The 15,964-nt window shown below is 63.0% G+C and carries 17 protein-coding genes; all 17 read left to right on the top strand.

Annotated features, from left to right (window positions below; translation table 11 throughout):
• Position 1 precedes the first annotated feature (1 nt).
• The 17 genes from HMPREF9162_RS00600 to folE2 all read left to right on the top strand — a co-directional run bounded on the left by HMPREF9162_RS00600 (position 2) and on the right by folE2 (position 15,948).
• Positions 2–733, top strand: a complete 732-nt coding sequence (locus HMPREF9162_RS00600) for a 7-carboxy-7-deazaguanine synthase QueE (protein WP_009438043.1) — start codon at positions 2–4, stop codon at positions 731–733.
• A 93-nt stretch (positions 734–826) separates the two neighbouring features.
• On the top strand, positions 827–1,657 hold the full coding sequence (locus tag HMPREF9162_RS00605; protein WP_009438124.1) for an amidohydrolase family protein: 831 nt from the start codon (positions 827–829) through the stop codon (positions 1,655–1,657).
• A 17-nt stretch (positions 1,658–1,674) separates the two neighbouring features.
• The gene (gene def, locus HMPREF9162_RS00610) at positions 1,675–2,145 is read left to right on the top strand and encodes a peptide deformylase (protein WP_009438062.1); all 471 of its coding nucleotides are present in this window, start codon (positions 1,675–1,677) and stop codon (positions 2,143–2,145) included.
• A 5-nt stretch (positions 2,146–2,150) separates the two neighbouring features.
• On the top strand, positions 2,151–3,092 hold the full coding sequence (gene fmt, locus HMPREF9162_RS00615) for a methionyl-tRNA formyltransferase (protein WP_037350015.1): 942 nt from the start codon (positions 2,151–2,153) through the stop codon (positions 3,090–3,092).
• Complete coding sequence (locus HMPREF9162_RS00620) at positions 3,085–3,912, top strand: DUF116 domain-containing protein (protein ID WP_009658108.1); 828 nt, start codon at positions 3,085–3,087, stop codon at positions 3,910–3,912. Before fmt ends, HMPREF9162_RS00620 begins: the two co-directional genes overlap by 8 nt.
• A gap of 13 nt (positions 3,913–3,925) precedes the next feature.
• Positions 3,926–5,281, top strand: a complete 1,356-nt coding sequence (rsmB, locus tag HMPREF9162_RS00625) for a 16S rRNA (cytosine(967)-C(5))-methyltransferase RsmB (RefSeq protein ID WP_009438087.1) — start codon at positions 3,926–3,928, stop codon at positions 5,279–5,281.
• Entirely contained in the window at positions 5,278–6,318 is a 1,041-nt protein-coding gene (gene rlmN / locus HMPREF9162_RS00630) for a 23S rRNA (adenine(2503)-C(2))-methyltransferase RlmN (RefSeq protein WP_009438137.1), read from the top strand. The genes rsmB and rlmN overlap by 4 nt, the downstream gene beginning before the upstream one ends.
• 76 nt (positions 6,319–6,394) lie before the next feature.
• Positions 6,395–7,135, top strand: a complete 741-nt coding sequence (locus tag HMPREF9162_RS00635; protein WP_009438080.1) for a DUF3662 and FHA domain-containing protein — start codon at positions 6,395–6,397, stop codon at positions 7,133–7,135.
• A 2-nt stretch (positions 7,136–7,137) separates the two neighbouring features.
• On the top strand, positions 7,138–7,596 hold the full coding sequence (locus tag HMPREF9162_RS00640) for an FHA domain-containing protein (RefSeq protein ID WP_009438007.1): 459 nt from the start codon (positions 7,138–7,140) through the stop codon (positions 7,594–7,596).
• A gap of 4 nt (positions 7,597–7,600) precedes the next feature.
• Positions 7,601–8,308: a Stp1/IreP family PP2C-type Ser/Thr phosphatase gene (locus HMPREF9162_RS00645; protein ID WP_009438097.1), complete on the top strand. Its 708-nt coding sequence runs from the start codon at positions 7,601–7,603 to the stop codon at positions 8,306–8,308.
• Positions 8,305–9,582, top strand: coding sequence for an FtsW/RodA/SpoVE family cell cycle protein (locus HMPREF9162_RS00650; RefSeq protein ID WP_009438010.1), 1,278 nt, complete (start codon positions 8,305–8,307; stop codon positions 9,580–9,582). Before HMPREF9162_RS00645 ends, HMPREF9162_RS00650 begins: the two co-directional genes overlap by 4 nt.
• Positions 9,575–10,975, top strand: coding sequence for a penicillin-binding protein 2 (locus tag HMPREF9162_RS00655; protein ID WP_009438082.1), 1,401 nt, complete (start codon positions 9,575–9,577; stop codon positions 10,973–10,975). Before HMPREF9162_RS00650 ends, HMPREF9162_RS00655 begins: the two co-directional genes overlap by 8 nt.
• Positions 10,976–11,018: 43 nt before the next feature.
• Positions 11,019–12,782 (top strand): Stk1 family PASTA domain-containing Ser/Thr kinase, encoded by a 1,764-nt coding sequence (pknB, locus tag HMPREF9162_RS00660; RefSeq protein WP_009438064.1) that lies wholly within the window; start codon positions 11,019–11,021, stop codon positions 12,780–12,782.
• Positions 12,783–12,794: 12 nt separating this feature from the next.
• Complete coding sequence (rsgA, locus tag HMPREF9162_RS00665) at positions 12,795–13,667, top strand: ribosome small subunit-dependent GTPase A (RefSeq protein WP_009350006.1); 873 nt, start codon at positions 12,795–12,797, stop codon at positions 13,665–13,667.
• A gap of 9 nt (positions 13,668–13,676) precedes the next feature.
• On the top strand, positions 13,677–14,444 hold the full coding sequence (gene rpe, locus HMPREF9162_RS00670) for a ribulose-phosphate 3-epimerase (RefSeq protein ID WP_009438073.1): 768 nt from the start codon (positions 13,677–13,679) through the stop codon (positions 14,442–14,444).
• 26 nt (positions 14,445–14,470) lie between these two features.
• Complete coding sequence (gene queC, locus HMPREF9162_RS00675; protein ID WP_009438144.1) at positions 14,471–15,157, top strand: 7-cyano-7-deazaguanine synthase QueC; 687 nt, start codon at positions 14,471–14,473, stop codon at positions 15,155–15,157.
• Positions 15,157–15,948, top strand: coding sequence for a GTP cyclohydrolase FolE2 (folE2, locus tag HMPREF9162_RS00680; protein WP_009438059.1), 792 nt, complete (start codon positions 15,157–15,159; stop codon positions 15,946–15,948). The genes queC and folE2 overlap by 1 nt, the downstream gene beginning before the upstream one ends.
• Positions 15,949–15,964: the final 16 nt, after the last annotated feature.

The following is a 15,964-nucleotide window of genomic DNA, read 5'->3' on the forward strand; positions in this document are numbered from 1 at the left end:
TATGCGCGAGAATATCATTGAAATATTTTCCTCCATTCAGGGCGAGGGGAAATATGTCGGCTGCCGGCAGGTATTCGTGCGCCTCGAGGGGTGCAATCTCGACTGTACATATTGCGATACGGAGAAGGAGATCGGGCGGCATCCAACCTGCGTGGTGGAGATGCCCGCAGGTTCGCACGAGCTGCATTCCTATGAAAATCCGCTCTCCATTGAGACCGTCGCCGCACTCGCCGCGCAGGTCGCGGGGGGCGTGCCGCATCATTCGCTGAGCGTGACGGGCGGCGAGCCGCTCCTGCATGTGCCGTTCATTCGTGCGCTCAGTGCCCGTATCCCGCTGCCGATTTTTCTGGAGACGAACGGCACGCTGTACGAGGCACTTGCGCACTGCATTGACTGCGTGTCGTACATCAGCATGGACATCAAGCTCCCGGGCGTCCTCTCGCATCCCGTGTGGGACGCGCACGCACGCTTCCTAAAAATCGCGCGCACGAAGGACGTCTATGTGAAGGTGGTCGTTGCGGCGGAGACGGAGGACGATGAGGTGCGCACGGCGGCGCGGATGGTCGCCGATACTGCGCCCGATGTGCCGCTGATTCTTCAGCCCGTGACGCCCTACGGCGGATGCACGGCGCCGACGCCCGCGCGTCTCCTTGCGCTCCAGCAGATCGCGCTCGCAGAGGTTAAGGATGTGCGCGTCATTCCGCAGACGCACCGCATGATGGATTTGCTTTGACCTCGAATGTCTCTTTCGTTACGGAAAACTATTGACGCCTGTGGTAAACTAAACGGACAGCATAAATAGATACTGCATAGAAAAGAGATCGATATGAAGATCATTGATGCACATTTGCATTTTTCCATGTGGGAGCATTTTGACGAGATTGCGCGTGCCGCAGGGCACGAGAATACGGCGGAGGGGCTGCGCCAAGACTTTGCTGCCGAGGGGATCGTGCACGGCGTCGTCATGGGAAATCTGCCCGTGGAGGAGCTGCACCCTGACTATCCGGACTATCTGCACTACTGCGTGGGGATTGCGGGCGACGGCGTGACCGAGATGACGCACGCGCGCATCGAAAAGCTCCTGCCCGCACTGGAGCGGCACCTCCAAAGCGACCGCTGCGTCGGAGTGAAGCTCTATCCGGGCTACAATTATTTCTATATTTACGAGGACTACCTGACGCCCGTGTACGAGCTCGCGGCGCAGTACGGGAAGCCCGTCGCCGTGCATACGGGACTGACGGCGACGGAGAAAGCGCTGCTCAAATACGCGCATCCGAACGTCATTGACGAGGCGGCGACGAAGTTCCGCGATGTGAATTTTGTCATGTGCCATTTCGGCGAGCCGTATTTCACGGATGCCGTCGCGGTGATGGAGAAGAACCTCAATGTGTCGGCGGATCTCTCGGGGATGCTCGAGGGGAAGATTCCGGATTTTGCAGAGTTCTGCCGCCGCCGTCGGTTCTACATCGACCAGCTCAAGGGTTGGCTCTCGTACCTCAGCGCGTACGACCGCCTCATGTTCGGGACGGACTGGCCGCTTGCGAACCTCGGCGATTACATCGCGTTTACGAAAGAACTCATTCCGCAGGAGCATTGGAACGCCGTGTTCTACGACAACGCCGTGCGGATCTACGGTCTGCATTTGGACGAATCATAAAGATAAAGGGAAAATATATGGCTGTTTTAGAGATTAAAAAAGCGGGAGATCCCGTGTTAAAGCAGGTGGCGGAGCCGATCGACCGTCTGACGAAGCGGCACCGGCAGCTCCTCGACGATATGGCGGAGACGATGTACTCCGCAAACGGGGTTGGTCTCGCCGCGCCGCAGATCGGCAAATCCATCCGCATGGTGGTGATCGATGTGGAGGATGAGCACGGTCTGCTTGAGCTGATCAACCCCGTCATCACGATGCGTGAGGGCACGGTCGTCGGCTCGGAGGGGTGTCTCTCCGTGCCGAAGATGTTCGGCGATGTGGAGCGCGCGGCGCGCGTGACGGTGGAGTACACCGATCGGCGCAGCCGCCGGCGGTCGCTGACCGCCGAGGGACTGCTCGCGCGCTGTATTCAGCACGAGTGCGATCATCTCGACGGCAGGCTCTTCATCGACATCGCCGTGAATCTGCACAAAGAGGAAGAGAAGGGGTGAGTGCGATGCGCGTCGTCTTTATGGGAACGCCGGATTTTGCCGTGCCGATCGCGGCGGCGCTCGCCGCACGTCCCGATCTCACAGAGGTTGTTGCCGTCGTGACGCAGCCCGACCGTCCGCGCGGGCGCGGGAAAAAGGTGCTTGCGTCCCCCGTCAAGGCGTGGGCGCTCGAGAACCGGATTCCCGTACTTCAACCTGTACGCGCCCGCGACGCGGTGTTCATCGAGGAGATGCGCGCCCTGCGTCCCGACGTCGCCGTCGTCGCGGCATTCGGTCAGATTCTCCCGCAGGAACTCTTAGATATTCCCGCGCACGGCTGCATCAACGTCCACGCGTCGCTCCTGCCGCGCTGGCGCGGGGCGGCGCCGATTCAACACGCAGTGATGGCGGGCGATGCGGTCTCCGGTATCACGACGATGCAGATGGACGCAGGGCTCGACACGGGCGACATGCTCCTGCGCCGCGCGGTTCCCATTACGCCGGATACGACGTACGGGACGCTCCATGACGCACTGATGGAAATGGGCGCCGCGCTCATCGTCGAGACGATGGAGCAGCTTGCCGCTGGCAGGCTCGTTCGCACGCCGCAGACAGGTGAGAGCTGCTACGCGCCGCGCATCACGCGTGAGACGGCGCAGATCGACTGGTCGCGTCCCGCGCGTCAGCTGGATGCGCTCGTGCGCGGGCTGAATCCCGTGCCCTATGCCGTGACCTCACACGCGGGCGCGGTCTATAAGATCGGGCGTCTCCACGGGACGGGACGCCCCGCATCCGCCGTTCCGGGCACGATTGTGTCCGCCGATCCAAAGGGCGGACTGATCGTTGCGGCGGGGGACGAGGACGTTGCGGTGACGGAGATGCAAGCGCCGGGAAAGAAGATGATAGAAGCGGCGGCGTATCTGCGCGGGCATCGCTTTGAGATAAATACAAGGTTTGAATATGAGTGAACAGGTATTAACGGTCAACGGCGCGGCGCGCGGGGTGAAAAAGACGATCGTGCTGCCGTCCCGTCCGAAAAAAAGGCTTTTCATCGGGATGCTCTCGCTCGTGACGCTGCTCACGGCGGCGCTCCTCTTTGCCATATGGTACATCGGCGTGCCGGGACTCGCACGGATTCAGCCGATGCTGCCGTGGGGACTCGGGGCGCTTCTTTCGATCGCCGTGCTGATTTCGTTTTTCGGGATCTTTAACATGGTGCTCGCGATCGCGGGACTGCCTTATGTGCCGTGGATGAAGCGGCAGACGTACGAGCTGATCAACCTCCTTTTCCCCGCCGCCGTGCGGCTCGGCGCCGTCTTTGGCATCAAGCGGCGGCGTTTGGAGGGGTCGTTCATCGCGGTGAGCAACCTGCTGTTTCACCGGATGCATATCCGTGTCCCCGCGAACCGCCTGCTCGTCGTGACGCCGCACTGTTTACAGCTCGCGAGCTGCCCGCACAAGGTGACGCGCGATCCGAACAACTGCAAGCGATGCGGCGGCTGCAACGTTGGCGATCTCGTCGCGCTCGCGGAGGAGATGGGATTCCATTTCTTCATCGCGACGGGCGGCACGCTTGCGCGGCAGATGGTCTACAATACGCGCCCGAAGGCGGTGCTTGCCATCGCGTGTGAACGCGACCTCATGAGCGGGATTCAGGACGTCTACCCGCTGCCCGCCGTCGGCGTGCTCAACATCCGCCCGAACGGACCGTGCTACAATACGAGCGTCGACATGGCGGAGGTGCGCGCGCAGCTTGAGCAGATCATCGAGCCGGTCAAGGAGAAATAAAGGGGAAGGCTGAATGACAGAAAACCGCTATGCCGCAGATAAAATCGATCCCGTCCGGGAGCTCGCGATGCAGGTGCTCACGGAGGTGCATGTGGACGGCGCGTACGCGAACGTCGCGCTCGTCCGTGCGATGCGTGCGGCGAAGCTCCCCGACCGTGACCGCCGGTTTTTGACGGAACTCGTCTACGGCACGGTCAAAGCGGGGGACACGCTCGATTATATACTTGCCAAGTATCTGAGAGACGGAAAAGCCCGCATCAAGCCGCAGATTCGCGAGCTCCTGCGACTCGGAATCTATCAGATCTTCTTCATGGATAAAGTACCCGCATCCGCCGCCTGCAACACCGCCGTGGAACTCGCGAAAAAACACGGCAAGAGGGGGGCGGATTCGTTTGTCAATGCGGTGCTGCGCACAGCGGTCAGAGAACCGGAGCGCGCGGCGATCCCGGCGGGGCGCAGTGCACGCCTGCTCGCACTGCGCGCGCAGCATCCGTTTTGGATGGTGAACCGGTGGGTGAGTCTCTACGGCTATGACCGTGCGGAGGAGCTTTGCCGCTGCAACAACGAGCGCGCGCCGCTCTCTCTGCGCGTGAACACGCTGCGCATCGACCGTGAGGGGCTGCTCGAAAAACTCGCGGCGGCGGGGGCGCAGGCACGCCCGTCGGCGACCGTGCCCGACGGCATCGTGGTGACGTCGCACGGGACGCTCGACGCGCTTGCGCCGCTGCGCGAGGGGCTTTGTCAGGTGCAGGACGAGAGCTCGATGCTCGTCGCGCATGTGCTCGGCGCCGCGCCCGGCATGACTGTGATCGACGCCTGCGCCGCGCCCGGCGGCAAGACGACGCACATCGCACAGCGCATGGAGAATCGCGGCAAAATCTATGCCTTTGACGTCTACGAGGGCAAGATCGCGCGCATCGAGAACAATGCGCGGCGGCTCGGCATCGACATCATCGAGACATGGATGCTCGACGCGCGGGAGATCGGCGCGCGCTGTGCGGGGACGGCGGATCGCGTGCTCATCGACGCGCCGTGCAGCGGATTCGGCGTACTGCGGCGCAAGCCGGACGCGCGCTGGCGGAGAAAGCCCGAGGAGCTCGGCGCCCTGCCGAAACTCCAGCAGGAGATTCTAGCGGGCGCCGCGGCGGCGGTAAGGCCGGGTGGAGCGCTCGTCTACAGCACCTGCACGATGGAGACGGCGGAGAACGAGGGCGTCGTGCAGCGTTTTTTGGAACTGCATCCGGAATTTGTTCTTGAAAGGGCGGGCGCGTTCCTCCCAGTGCAGCAGACCGAGGACGCCATGGTGCAAATTTTCCCGACGGAGGACGGAGGGGACGGGTTCTTCATCGCCCGTATGAAACGGCTATGAACATCTTTGGAATGACGGTGGAGGAGCTGCGCGCCGCGCTCGCGCCGTTCGGCATACCCCGCTTCCGTGCCGCGCAGATCGCAGAGGGGATCTATCGGCGCGGGGCGGTTTCTTTTGATGCGATAACGAGCTTGCCGAAATCGCTGCGCGCGCAGCTTGCGGAAAACTTTACCATCGAGCGCCCGACGGTCGTGAACCGCCTGCACTCTGCGGACGGCGCGACGATCAAGCTCCTCTATGCGTTCGCCGACGGGCAGACGGCGGAGACGGTGCTCATGCGGCATCCGTACGGGAACTCGGTCTGCATCTCCACGCAGGCGGGCTGCGCGATGGGCTGCGCGTTCTGCGCCTCGACACTGCACGGGCTCGTGCGCAATCTGACGCGCGGGGAGATCGCGGCGCAGGCGATCGGCATCGCTGATTTTCTCCGGCAAGAGGGGGCGCGCGTCGATACCATCGTCGTCATGGGCTCGGGCGAGCCGCTCGAAAACTACGACAACGTTGTCGGCGCACTGCGCCTGCTGCATGAGGACTATGTTCTGGGGCTCGGCTATCGGGGCATGACGCTCTCGACCTCGGGCATCGTGCCGGGCATCGAGCGACTCGCGGACGAGGGCATCCCCATTTCGCTCGCGATCTCCCTGCACGCGCCGACGGACGAGCTGCGCTCGCGCATCATGCCCGTCAACCGCAGATATCCGCTCGCTGACGTCCTGCGCGCCGCCCGGCATTATGCGGCGCGGACGAAGCGGCGCGTCACCTACGAGTACATCCTGATCCGCGATGTGAACGACGGCGTGCGTGAGGCGGAGCAGCTTGCCGCGCTCCTGCGCGACCGGCTCGCGAGCGTCAATCTCATCCCGATCAATCCCGTCGCCGAGCGCAGTCTCCATCGCCCGAGCAGCAACGCGATCCGCAGATTCCAACGCGTCTTGGAGGAGCGGCACATCACGGCGACGCTGCGGCGCGAAATGGGGACGGACATCCGGGCGGCGTGCGGACAGCTCCGCAACCGTCTTTTAGAAGCGGGACTGTAAATTTTCCGCGTTTTATGGTATGATAACGAAGATAAAGACTTATTAGGCATTTCGTTTTACAGGAGAACACTGCGCAATGATCGAACGCGTAGAATCTTTTTTGGGGGATCACATCGAGGGATTCTTCAACCGTAAATTCAGCAGCCGACTCGAGCCGGTTGAGCTTCTCAAAGGGCTCGAGAAAGAGGTGCGCCGCCGGGGCGCGCCGCTCCCCAACGCGTATGTGTTCACGCTTGGGACGGAGGATTACCGGCGGCTGTGCTCGCACCGCATCGCCGACGAGCTCGGCATCGCGCTCAAGAAACATATCATTCATGCGGATCTCTCGATGGACGGGAAACTGAGCATCTGTTTCGGACTGGACGAAGAGCTGCGCGCGGGCACGTACCGGCTCGACGCGCGCGTACAGCAGGAGTATGTTCCGGCGGGGGACAGCGCAGCGTCCTATGATGAGGAGGCGCAGACCATCGTCCTCGAGCGTCCGTCGCTCTCGGAGGTGCGCTGCCTGAACCTCCCGCCCGAACACGACCTCGCCGCGCTCTCCGTGACGGCGGGTCCCGATGCGGGGGCGTCCTCAATGCTGAGCGAGCGTAAAATCTACATGGGGCGCATGGAGCGCAACGAATTTATCCTGACGGATACGAATGTATCCCGGATGCATGCGTGGATCGCCTACGAGCATCACCGGCATACGATCTGCGACGCCAAGAGCCGCAACGGCACGTTCGTCAACGGCATGCGCATCACGGCGCACCGCCTGTGCGACGGCGACGAGGTGCGGATCGGCGCGACGACGCTGCGGTACGAGGCGCTTTGACGATGGAGACGGCAGTACTGCTCAAGGGACTGCGCGCCGTGCTCGAATACGGGATGCTCTTTTGGCTCGGCTGTTTTACCGTCCGGCTCGCGCGCAGGATGTTTGCCGTCACGCGCGCCGACCTGCGTGCGGCGGAAAAGGAGTGCGCTGCGGGGGCGAGCGCTGCACATGCGGCGGCGGTACTGCACGTACTCTCGGGCGAGGGGCTTGCGGGGCGCAGCTTTCCCATCGGGCGGGAGCTCTCGATCGGGCGGAGCGCGGACAACGACATCGTGATCCCCGATCAATTTGTCTCCCATCATCATGTGCTGATCTATCGGCGGGAAAATCAATATGCGGCGGAGGATCTTGGCAGCCGCAACCACACATATCTAAACGACGGCATACTGACGGGGCGGACGTACCTGCACGCGGGCGATGTGCTCCGCATCGGGGCGGTCTCTCTGCGGTTTGAGAGGTAACGGTATGATAGAGGTTTCCGGCGCATCGGACATCGGATGCGTACGAACATCGAACGAGGACAGCTTCGGCGTCTTTGACGGCATATACGTCGTGGCGGACGGTCTCGGCGGACACGCGGCGGGCGAGGTGGCGAGCCGCATGGTGGTCGCGGCGGTAGAGGAATTAGCGCACTGCGGCGCAGGGGATGCGGCGGCGCTCGTCGCCGCCGTGCAGGAGGCGAACGCGCGCGTGCACCGTGCCGCGGGGGAAAATCCCGCCTATGAGGGGATGGGATCGACCGCGACGGTGCTCCGCATCGACGAGGGGGCGGGGATGGCGTACTATGCCCACGTCGGCGACAGTCGTCTCTACCTCCTGCGCAGGGGGCTGTTGCGGCAGGTGTCGCGGGATCATTCCTATGTGGAAGAACTCGTTGCGCAGGGCAAAATCAGCGAGGACGAAGCACAGCATCATCCGCGGAAAAATCTGCTCATGCGCGCCGTCGGCGTGGATTCTGAGATCGCAGTGGACGGCGACGCTTTTCCGTTGGCGGCGGGCGATCGATTCCTCCTCGCCACGGACGGGCTGACGAATATGGTGGAGGACGAGGAGCTGCAGGCGATCCTCACCGGCGGCATCGCGGACGCCGCGCAGCGTATGGTGCAGCGTGCCGTTGCCGCGGGAGGGCGCGATAATATCACGGCGATTGCGCTCTCCTATGAGCCGTCATGAGCGCGGCAATACGGCTTGCCCCGCTCGGCATCCTGCTGTCTGCGCTCGGCATCCTGCTCCTAAAGGCAGGGGCGGGCGTGCCCGATTGGTCGTTTGACACTGCACGGGATCTGCCCTATCTGCCGTGGCTCGCGCTCCTCTTCGCATTCGGCGCGGCGTCGTACGCACTCGCCGCACGGCTGCATCTCGATCCGGTACCGCTCAGCATCGCGTATGTCCTGCTCGCCGTAGGGCTCTCGGAGATCGCGCGCCTGCGTCCGGAGCTCTTTATCGCACAGCTGCGCTGGGCGTCGGTCGGCATTTTCCTCTGGGGCGCGACGGTAATTGCGTGGAAGCATTGGCGCCGCCTCTTAGACTATCCCTATGTGCTCGGGCTTTTAACGACCGGCGTGCTGATTTTGCCGCTGCTCTTCGGCGTCAGCATCGGCGGCAATCGGAACTGGCTGACGTTTGGCGCGTTTTCCGTGCAGCCGTCGGAGTTTGGGAAGATTCTCTTGATTTTCTTCCTTGCGGCATATCTCGCGGATCATCTTGCGGTGCTGACGCTGCCCGCGCGGCGCGTGTTCTTTCTCCGGCTGCCGCCCGTGCGCTTTATCGCGCCCCTCGCTGCGCTTTGGGGGCTCTCCGTGCTGATGTTCGTCATCGCGCGCGATCTCGGCTCCGCGCTGCTCTTCTTTGGGATGGCGGTCATTATGACCTATATGGGGACGGGGCGCAAGTCCTATGTACTGCTCGCGGGACTCTTCATCTTGCTCGCGGCGACGCTCAGCTATGCGTGTTTCGGACATGTGCGCGTGCGCTTTGACATCTGGCTGCATCCGTGGGCAGACCCGAACGGCATGTCGTATCAGGTCGTGCAGTCGCTCTTTGCCGTCGGCACGGGCGGCGTTTGGGGAACGGGCTTTGCCGAGGGGCATCCGAACCTCATTCCGGAGGTGCATACGGACTTCGTATTTGCGGCGATTGCCGAGGAACTCGGACTCGTCGGCGCGGTGTTCGTACTCGTCAACTTTGCACTCCTCTTTTGGCGCGGGAGCCGCATTGCGATGGGGCTTGCGCGTCCGCAGGAGTCGCTGCTCGCGGCGGGCTGTGCCGTGAGTCTCCTCCTGCAGGCGTTCATCATCACGGCGGGCGTGACGAAGCTCCTGCCGCTCACGGGCATTACGCTGCCGTTCATCAGCTACGGCGGCAGCTCGATGTCGGCGAGCTTCATCCTCATCGGCATCTTAACGGCGCTCTCGGGCGAAAAGCAGGAGGCGAGGACGGATGGCTGAGGCGCGGATTCGAAAGCATATCGCCGTCGTTGTGCTCTTTTTGCTCGGGCTCGTCGGTGTGCAGCTCCTCTACCTCGTCAAACTGAGCGTATGGGACGCTGCGGAGCTCGCCGCGCATCCGCTCAACGCGCGGGCGGCACTCGCCGAAAACGACGTGCGGCGCGGGCGCATCCTTGACCGCGCCGGCAGTATCCTCGCCGAGAGCGATGCAGAGGGGCAGCGGCGCTATCCCTACGGTGCGGCACTCGCGCCCGTGACGGGCTACCGTACGGAGCGGTACGGCGCGGCGGGGATGGAGCGTGTGGAGGGGAGGGCGCTCTCGGGCGTGACCGGCGATATGGATCGCATGGGACCTCTGCGCACACTCCTGCGTGCGGATGCGGGCTATGATGTGCGGCTGACGGTGGATGCCGCACTCTCGGAGACGGCATGGCGTGCGCTCGGTGCGCATCGCGGCGCGGTCGTTGTGATGGATGCCGCGACCGGCGCTGTGCTCGCAATGGTGAGTACACCTGCCGTCGATCCCGCTGCCGTTGCACGGGACTGGGATGCCCTCACCGCGCGTGCGGACAGCCCTCTGCTGAACCGCGTGACGCAGGGACTGTACCCGCCCGGCTCGACGCTCAAGCCTCTCATCGCGGATGCGGCGCTGAATGCGGGCGTGACCTCGGAGGATGAGGTATTCACCTGCACGGGCGAGCTTGCCGTGGGGGACTATGTGCTCCATGAGAGTCACGGAGAGGCTCATGGAAAGCTAAACCTTGCGGACGCGCTGCGCGAGTCCTGCAACGTGACGTTCGCGACACTGGCACTCCGCCTCGGGGCGAGCGGACTTTCAAAGGCATTCTCCCGGTTCGGCGTCGGGGAAGAACTAACGAGTCCTGAACTGATGCCGGCGGCGGCGCATGTACCGGAGCTGCCGCAGCTCCCCGACGGGGAGATCGCGCAGCTCGGCATCGGGCAGGGGCAGATCCTCATGACGCCGCTGCAGATGGTACTTCTCGCGGACGCCTTTGCAAACGGCGGCGAGATCATGCAGCCCTATCTCGTAGACGCCGTGCTCTCGGCGGACGGGACGGCGCTCTACCGGGGCGCCCCGTCCGTGTGGAGGACGGCGACGACACCCGCGCGCGCGGCGCTCATTGACAGCTATATGGCACAAGTCGTTGCGGCGGGCACGGGGACGGCGGCGGACGTTGCGGGCGTGCGCGTCACGGGCAAGACCGGGACGGCGGAGAATGCGACCGGAACGGATCATGCGTGGTTCATCGGTTCGGCGGAGCGCGGGGGGAAAAAGATCGTCATGGCAATTCTCGTGGAAGAGGGCGGCTTTGGCGGCGCAGCCGCCGCAAGGATCGCGCATCGGCTCATCGGAGCGTATTTTGAAGGATAATCCCTTTTACCAATAGAACACCGGAGATTGAGGAGGAACGATTATGGGTGAGCGCGTCCTGGACGGTCGCTATGCGCTGGAGATGCCGATCGGCAGCGGCGGTATGGCGGATGTTTACCGGGCAAAGGATCAGCTTTTGGAGCGCACCGTCGCCGTTAAGATTCTTCATCGGCAATATGAAAACGATACGGAGTTCATCGCGCGTTTTCAGCGTGAGGCAAAGGCGGCGGCACGCATCACGCACCCGAACATCGTCAACGTCTACGATGTCGGCGTCGCCGAGGGGCGGCATTACATCGTGATGGAGTATGTTCCAGGGCGCACGCTCAAAGAGCGCATCAAGGAGGAAGCGGCGCTGCCTGTACCCGAAGCACTGCGCATCGCGGGGCAGATTGCGAGCGCGCTTGCACAGGCACATGCGGATCAGCTCGTGCACTGCGACATCAAGCCGCACAACATCCTCGTCATGCCGGACGGCACGGTGAAGGTCGCCGATTTCGGCATCGCACGCGCGGTGACCGAATCCACTATGACCTATAACGACAGCGTGATGGGGTCGGTGCATTATTTCTCGCCCGAGCAGGCGAGCGGCACGACCATTACGCCGAAGTCCGACGTCTATTCGCTCGGCATTGTGCTCTATGAGATGCTGACCGGGCATGTGCCGTTTGACGGCAATACCGCGGTGAGTATCGCGCGCCGGCACCTCGACGAAGAGCCACAGCCCCTGCACGCTATCCTCCCGGGGATTCCTCCGGTGGTCGACGCGCTTGTCATGCGCATGATGGCAAAAGACCCCGCGCAGCGCCCGGACAGCGCACAGCTCGTCCGCGACATCCGGCGGGCGGAGCAGCTTTGTGTCTCAGTCGGTGAAATGGCGGGTGTCCCCGCGTTTGATCCCGATGCCACCCGCGTGCTCACGCCGGGCGAGGCACAGGAGATCTCCGCATTTGCCGAAGAAGGGGAGGAGTCTCCGGATGCGGTGGAAAAACGCTCATTCTTCCGCACGAGGAAATTCATTTTCGGGCTGGTACTCGTGCTCATTTTGGGCTTTTTTACAGGGATTTTCCTCAGCTTTGGAAAGTTCTGGAGCACGGTCGAGGTCACGGTTCCCGACGTGACGGGCAAACAGATGACGCTCGCGCGTCAGATACTGGAGGATCAGCATCTGCGCGTGACCGTCGCCGAGACCTTCGACGCGGATGTGCCGGTCGGCGTCGTCGTCTCGCAGTCGCCCGAGGCGGGCATGACGGTTAAGGAAGAGCGCGCGATCACCATCTACGTCAGCAAGGGCGGCGAGGCACTTGAGATGCCGAACCTGCGCGGGTTGAAGCAGACAGACGCCATTGATCGCCTGCAAAAGATGGGGCTGCGGCTCGGCTCGTCCTACGAGACGTTCTCCGACGAGGAGGTCGGCACGGTCATCTCACAGGATCCGCGCAGCGGCGCACGCATCAGCAAAGGGCAGACGGTTGACATTACGGTCAGCAAGGGGCAGAAGGTGAAAAAGACCAATGTCCCGAATGTCAAGGGGGTTCCCATTGACCGCGCGCGCAGTATGATCGAAGAGAGCAATCTGAAGGTCGGCACCGTCGCGCAGGAGGAGAACAGCCAAGCGGCGGGAACCGTCACCGCGCAGTCTCCCGCGGCGGGGACGGAGGTCGACGAGGGAACTGCCGTCCGTCTGACCGTCTCCGAGGGCAGCAAGTCTGCGCCCGCGAAGGGCAAGGACACGAAGAATAATAATAGCAAGAGCAGCGAGAAGCCGCCGTCGGCACGCCGCATCCAAGCGGAAAAAACCGAGTAGAAACGGGGGACTATGTTGGAGCAGGGGCGTGTTCTGAAGGTATACAACAGCGTGCTCTACGCAGCAGCTGAGGACGGCGTCGTCGCGTGCAAGCTGCGCGGCAAGATGAAGAAAGGGCGCAGCGACACAGGGATCGTCCCCGGGGACATCGTGACCTTCGTCCGTATGAATGAGGAGGAGGGCATCGTCGAGCGCATCGACGCGCGGCAGAATCTGCTCGCGCGTCCGCGCGTGGCGAATCTGACACAGATCGTTGTCACGATTGCCGCCGTCGCACCCGATCCGCATCCGCTCGTCGTGAGCCGTTTCCTCGTCCTTGCGGAACGCTCCGGCGTTCGGAAAATCGTCCTCTGCATCAACAAGACGGATCTCTATCGCGGAGATGTCCGCACGCTTGCGGCGGATTACACGGCGGCGGGCTACCCCGTCCTCTGCACCTCGGCACAGACGGGGGAGGGGATTGCGGCGCTGCGGGACTGCCTCGCAGGGGAGATCACCGTCTTTGCAGGCCCCTCCGGCACGGGGAAGTCCTCGCTCCTCAATGCTGTCGATTCCTCGCTTTCCCTTGCGACGGGAACGGTCAGCGAGAAGATCGGGCGCGGTCGTCATACGACACGGCGCGCGGAGCTGATCCCGTACGCGGACGGCTACGTCGTCGATACCCCGGGCTTTACGCAGCAGGATCTTTCGGATCTCACGCCCGCGGAGCTGACCGCGTGTTTCCCGGAGTTTGCGGGGCATACGTGCTGCCGGTTCGCTCCGTGCAGCCACAGCCACGAGCCGGACTGTGCCGTCAAGGCGGCGGTGGAGGCGGGCGCCGTCTCGCGCGCACGCTATGAGGCGTATGCTGCGCTCCTCAATGAAATTCGTACCAAGAGAAAATAGGAGAATCAAATGTCAAACGAACACGAACATCATCACGACCACGAATGCGGCTGCGGGCATGACCATGCCCATGAGCATGACGAGGCATGCTCATGCGGCTGTGAGGAAGAAGAGCATATCCATGTCGAGCGCCCGATCATCATCGCGCCCTCCATCCTGTCGGCGGATTTCGCCAATCTCGGCGCGGATGTGCGCCGCGTGGAGGAAGCGGGTGCGGATTACCTCCATATCGACGTGATGGACGGGACGTTCGTGCCGAACCTCACGATCGGTTCCTGCGTCGTCGAGAGTCTGCGCAAGGTTTCAAACCTCGTATTCGACGTCCATCTCATGGTCGAGCATCCCGAGACCTATATCGACTCATTTGCGCGCGCAGGCGCGGACAACATTACGTTCCACGTCGAGGCGACCCGGCATCCGCACCGTCTCATTCAGCAGATCAAGGCGGCAGGGTGCAGGGCGGGCGTCGCGCTCAATCCCGGCACTTCCATCTACACGCTCGAAGAGCTTATCGACGATCTCGACATGGTGCTCCTCATGACGGTCAACCCCGGCTTTGGCGGGCAGAAATTCATCGAGAACATGGTCGGCAAGATCCATGCGCTCTATCATACGGTCATGGAGAACGAGCTGAACGTGGACATCGCGGTCGACGGCGGCATCAACGCAGAGACGAGCGAGTCCGTGCGCTCGGCGGGCGCAAATGTGCTCGTTGCCGGCTCCGCCGTCTACGGTGCGCCCGATCTTGCGGCGGCGATTCGCGCGCTGCGCGGATAATTTTTTGAAGTGGAAGAGGGGATACCATGCGGGAAAAGGCGGTGATTCTGCTCTCCGGCGGGCTTGACAGCTGTACCTGTATGGCGGTCGCGCAGGAGGCGGGATGCGAACTCTACCCCGTCAGCTTCGTCTACGGGCAGCGGTACGACCGCGAAGTGGACTGTGCCAAGCGCATCGCCGCGCATTTTCACGCGGCGGAGCACCTGATCATCGAGACAAATATGGACGCGATCGGCGGCTCCGCCGTGACAGACCGCTCCATCGACGTGCCCGAGGGCGATCCCGACCGTACGGATATCCCCCTCACCTATGTGCCCGCGCGCAACCTCATCTTTCTCAGCTACGGGCTGGGCTTTGCCGAGCGCGTAGGGGCGGCGCATCTCTACATCGGCGTCAACTCCGTCGACTATTCCGGCTATCCGGACTGCCGCCCGGAATTTATCCGGCAATTTCAAGCGGCGGCGGATATGGCAACTGCCGCGGCGACCGAGCGCGGAAAGCGCATCGTGGTCGAGACGCCGCTCCAATACCTCTCAAAGGGCGAGATTATCGCACTGGGAACGCGGCTCGGCGCGCCGTATGAGCTGACGACGAGCTGCTACAACGGCGGCACGGAAGCGTGTGGCGTCTGCGACAGCTGCCGCCTGCGCCTGCGCGGATTTGCGGAGGCGGGGCGGCGCGATCCCATTGCCTATGCGGCGGGGGTGCGCTGATGCTCGACGTACAGAGCCGCGAGGACGCGCGCGGCATCGCCATTCAGCGCGTCGGGGTGAAGGAGGTCAAGCTCCCCTTCCTCATCAAGAAACAGGCGGGCGGCTATCAGCAGGTACTCGCGCGCATCACCTTCACCGTCGCCCTGCCGATGGAGTTCAAGGGGACGCATATGAGCCGTTTCCTCGAGATTCTCCTCCCGTGGCGGGAGCAGCCGCTTGCGGAGGAGGAGATGGAGGCGATGCTCACGGAGGCGCTCGAGCGTCTCCACGCCGAGGAGGCGGAGGTATCGCTCGCCTTTACCTATTTTCTCGAAAAGATTGCGCCCGTCAGCGGGAAAGTCTCGCTGCTCGACGTTGAGGCATCCTTTACGGGGCGGAAACGGCGCGGGATGCCGATGCGTTTTGAGCTCGGGCTCGCGATGCCGTTCACCTCACTCTGCCCGTGCAGCAAGGAGATTTCCGCTTACGGCGCGCACAATCAGCGCTCCGTGGCACGCGTGCGGCTGCGCTATGCCGAGGGAGTACCGTGCATCTACATCGAGGAGCTCGCGGCGCTGCTCGAGCGGCAGGGCTCCGCGCCCATCTATCCGCTGCTCAAGCGCGCGGATGAGAAATATGTCACGGAAGCCGCGTACGAGAACCCGAAATTCGTCGAGGACATCCTGCGCGACACCATTCTCGCCCTGCGCGCCCTGCCGGGGCTGGCGTACTTTTCACTGGAATGCGAGAACGAGGAGTCCATTCACAGCCACAACGCGTTTGCGGCGCACGAAGAGTTTTTGAGAGACTGAGACCGAAGGAGAGAGT

The sequence above is a fragment of the Selenomonas sp. oral taxon 137 str. F0430 genome (assembly GCF_000183625.1).
Lineage (GTDB): Bacteria > Bacillota > Negativicutes > Selenomonadales > Selenomonadaceae > Centipeda > Centipeda artemidis.

Bases quoted from the DNA above. Each gene is read 5' to 3' on its own strand.
- def (WP_009438062.1), top strand. From the start codon at position 1,675: ATGGCTGTTTTAGAGATTAAAAAAGCGGGAGATCCCGTGTTAAAGCAG.
- rpe (WP_009438073.1), top strand. From the start codon at position 13,677: ATGTCAAACGAACACGAACATCATCACGACCACGAATGCGGCTGCGGG.
- HMPREF9162_RS00645 (WP_009438097.1), top strand. From the start codon at position 7,601: ATGATAGAGGTTTCCGGCGCATCGGACATCGGATGCGTACGAACATCG.
- HMPREF9162_RS00635 (WP_009438080.1), top strand. From the start codon at position 6,395: ATGATCGAACGCGTAGAATCTTTTTTGGGGGATCACATCGAGGGATTC.
- pknB (WP_009438064.1), top strand. From the start codon at position 11,019: ATGGGTGAGCGCGTCCTGGACGGTCGCTATGCGCTGGAGATGCCGATC.
- HMPREF9162_RS00620 (WP_009658108.1), top strand. From the start codon at position 3,085: ATGAGTGAACAGGTATTAACGGTCAACGGCGCGGCGCGCGGGGTGAAA.
- HMPREF9162_RS00605 (WP_009438124.1), top strand. From the start codon at position 827: ATGAAGATCATTGATGCACATTTGCATTTTTCCATGTGGGAGCATTTT.
- HMPREF9162_RS00655 (WP_009438082.1), top strand. From the start codon at position 9,575: ATGGCTGAGGCGCGGATTCGAAAGCATATCGCCGTCGTTGTGCTCTTT.
- HMPREF9162_RS00640 (WP_009438007.1), top strand. From the start codon at position 7,138: ATGGAGACGGCAGTACTGCTCAAGGGACTGCGCGCCGTGCTCGAATAC.
- rsgA (WP_009350006.1), top strand. From the start codon at position 12,795: ATGTTGGAGCAGGGGCGTGTTCTGAAGGTATACAACAGCGTGCTCTAC.
- rsmB (WP_009438087.1), top strand. From the start codon at position 3,926: ATGACAGAAAACCGCTATGCCGCAGATAAAATCGATCCCGTCCGGGAG.
- fmt (WP_037350015.1), top strand. From the start codon at position 2,151: ATGCGCGTCGTCTTTATGGGAACGCCGGATTTTGCCGTGCCGATCGCG.
- HMPREF9162_RS00600 (WP_009438043.1), top strand. From the start codon at position 2: ATGCGCGAGAATATCATTGAAATATTTTCCTCCATTCAGGGCGAGGGG.
- folE2 (WP_009438059.1), top strand. From the start codon at position 15,157: ATGCTCGACGTACAGAGCCGCGAGGACGCGCGCGGCATCGCCATTCAG.
- queC (WP_009438144.1), top strand. From the start codon at position 14,471: ATGCGGGAAAAGGCGGTGATTCTGCTCTCCGGCGGGCTTGACAGCTGT.
- HMPREF9162_RS00650 (WP_009438010.1), top strand. From the start codon at position 8,305: ATGAGCGCGGCAATACGGCTTGCCCCGCTCGGCATCCTGCTGTCTGCG.
- rlmN (WP_009438137.1), top strand. From the start codon at position 5,278: ATGAACATCTTTGGAATGACGGTGGAGGAGCTGCGCGCCGCGCTCGCG.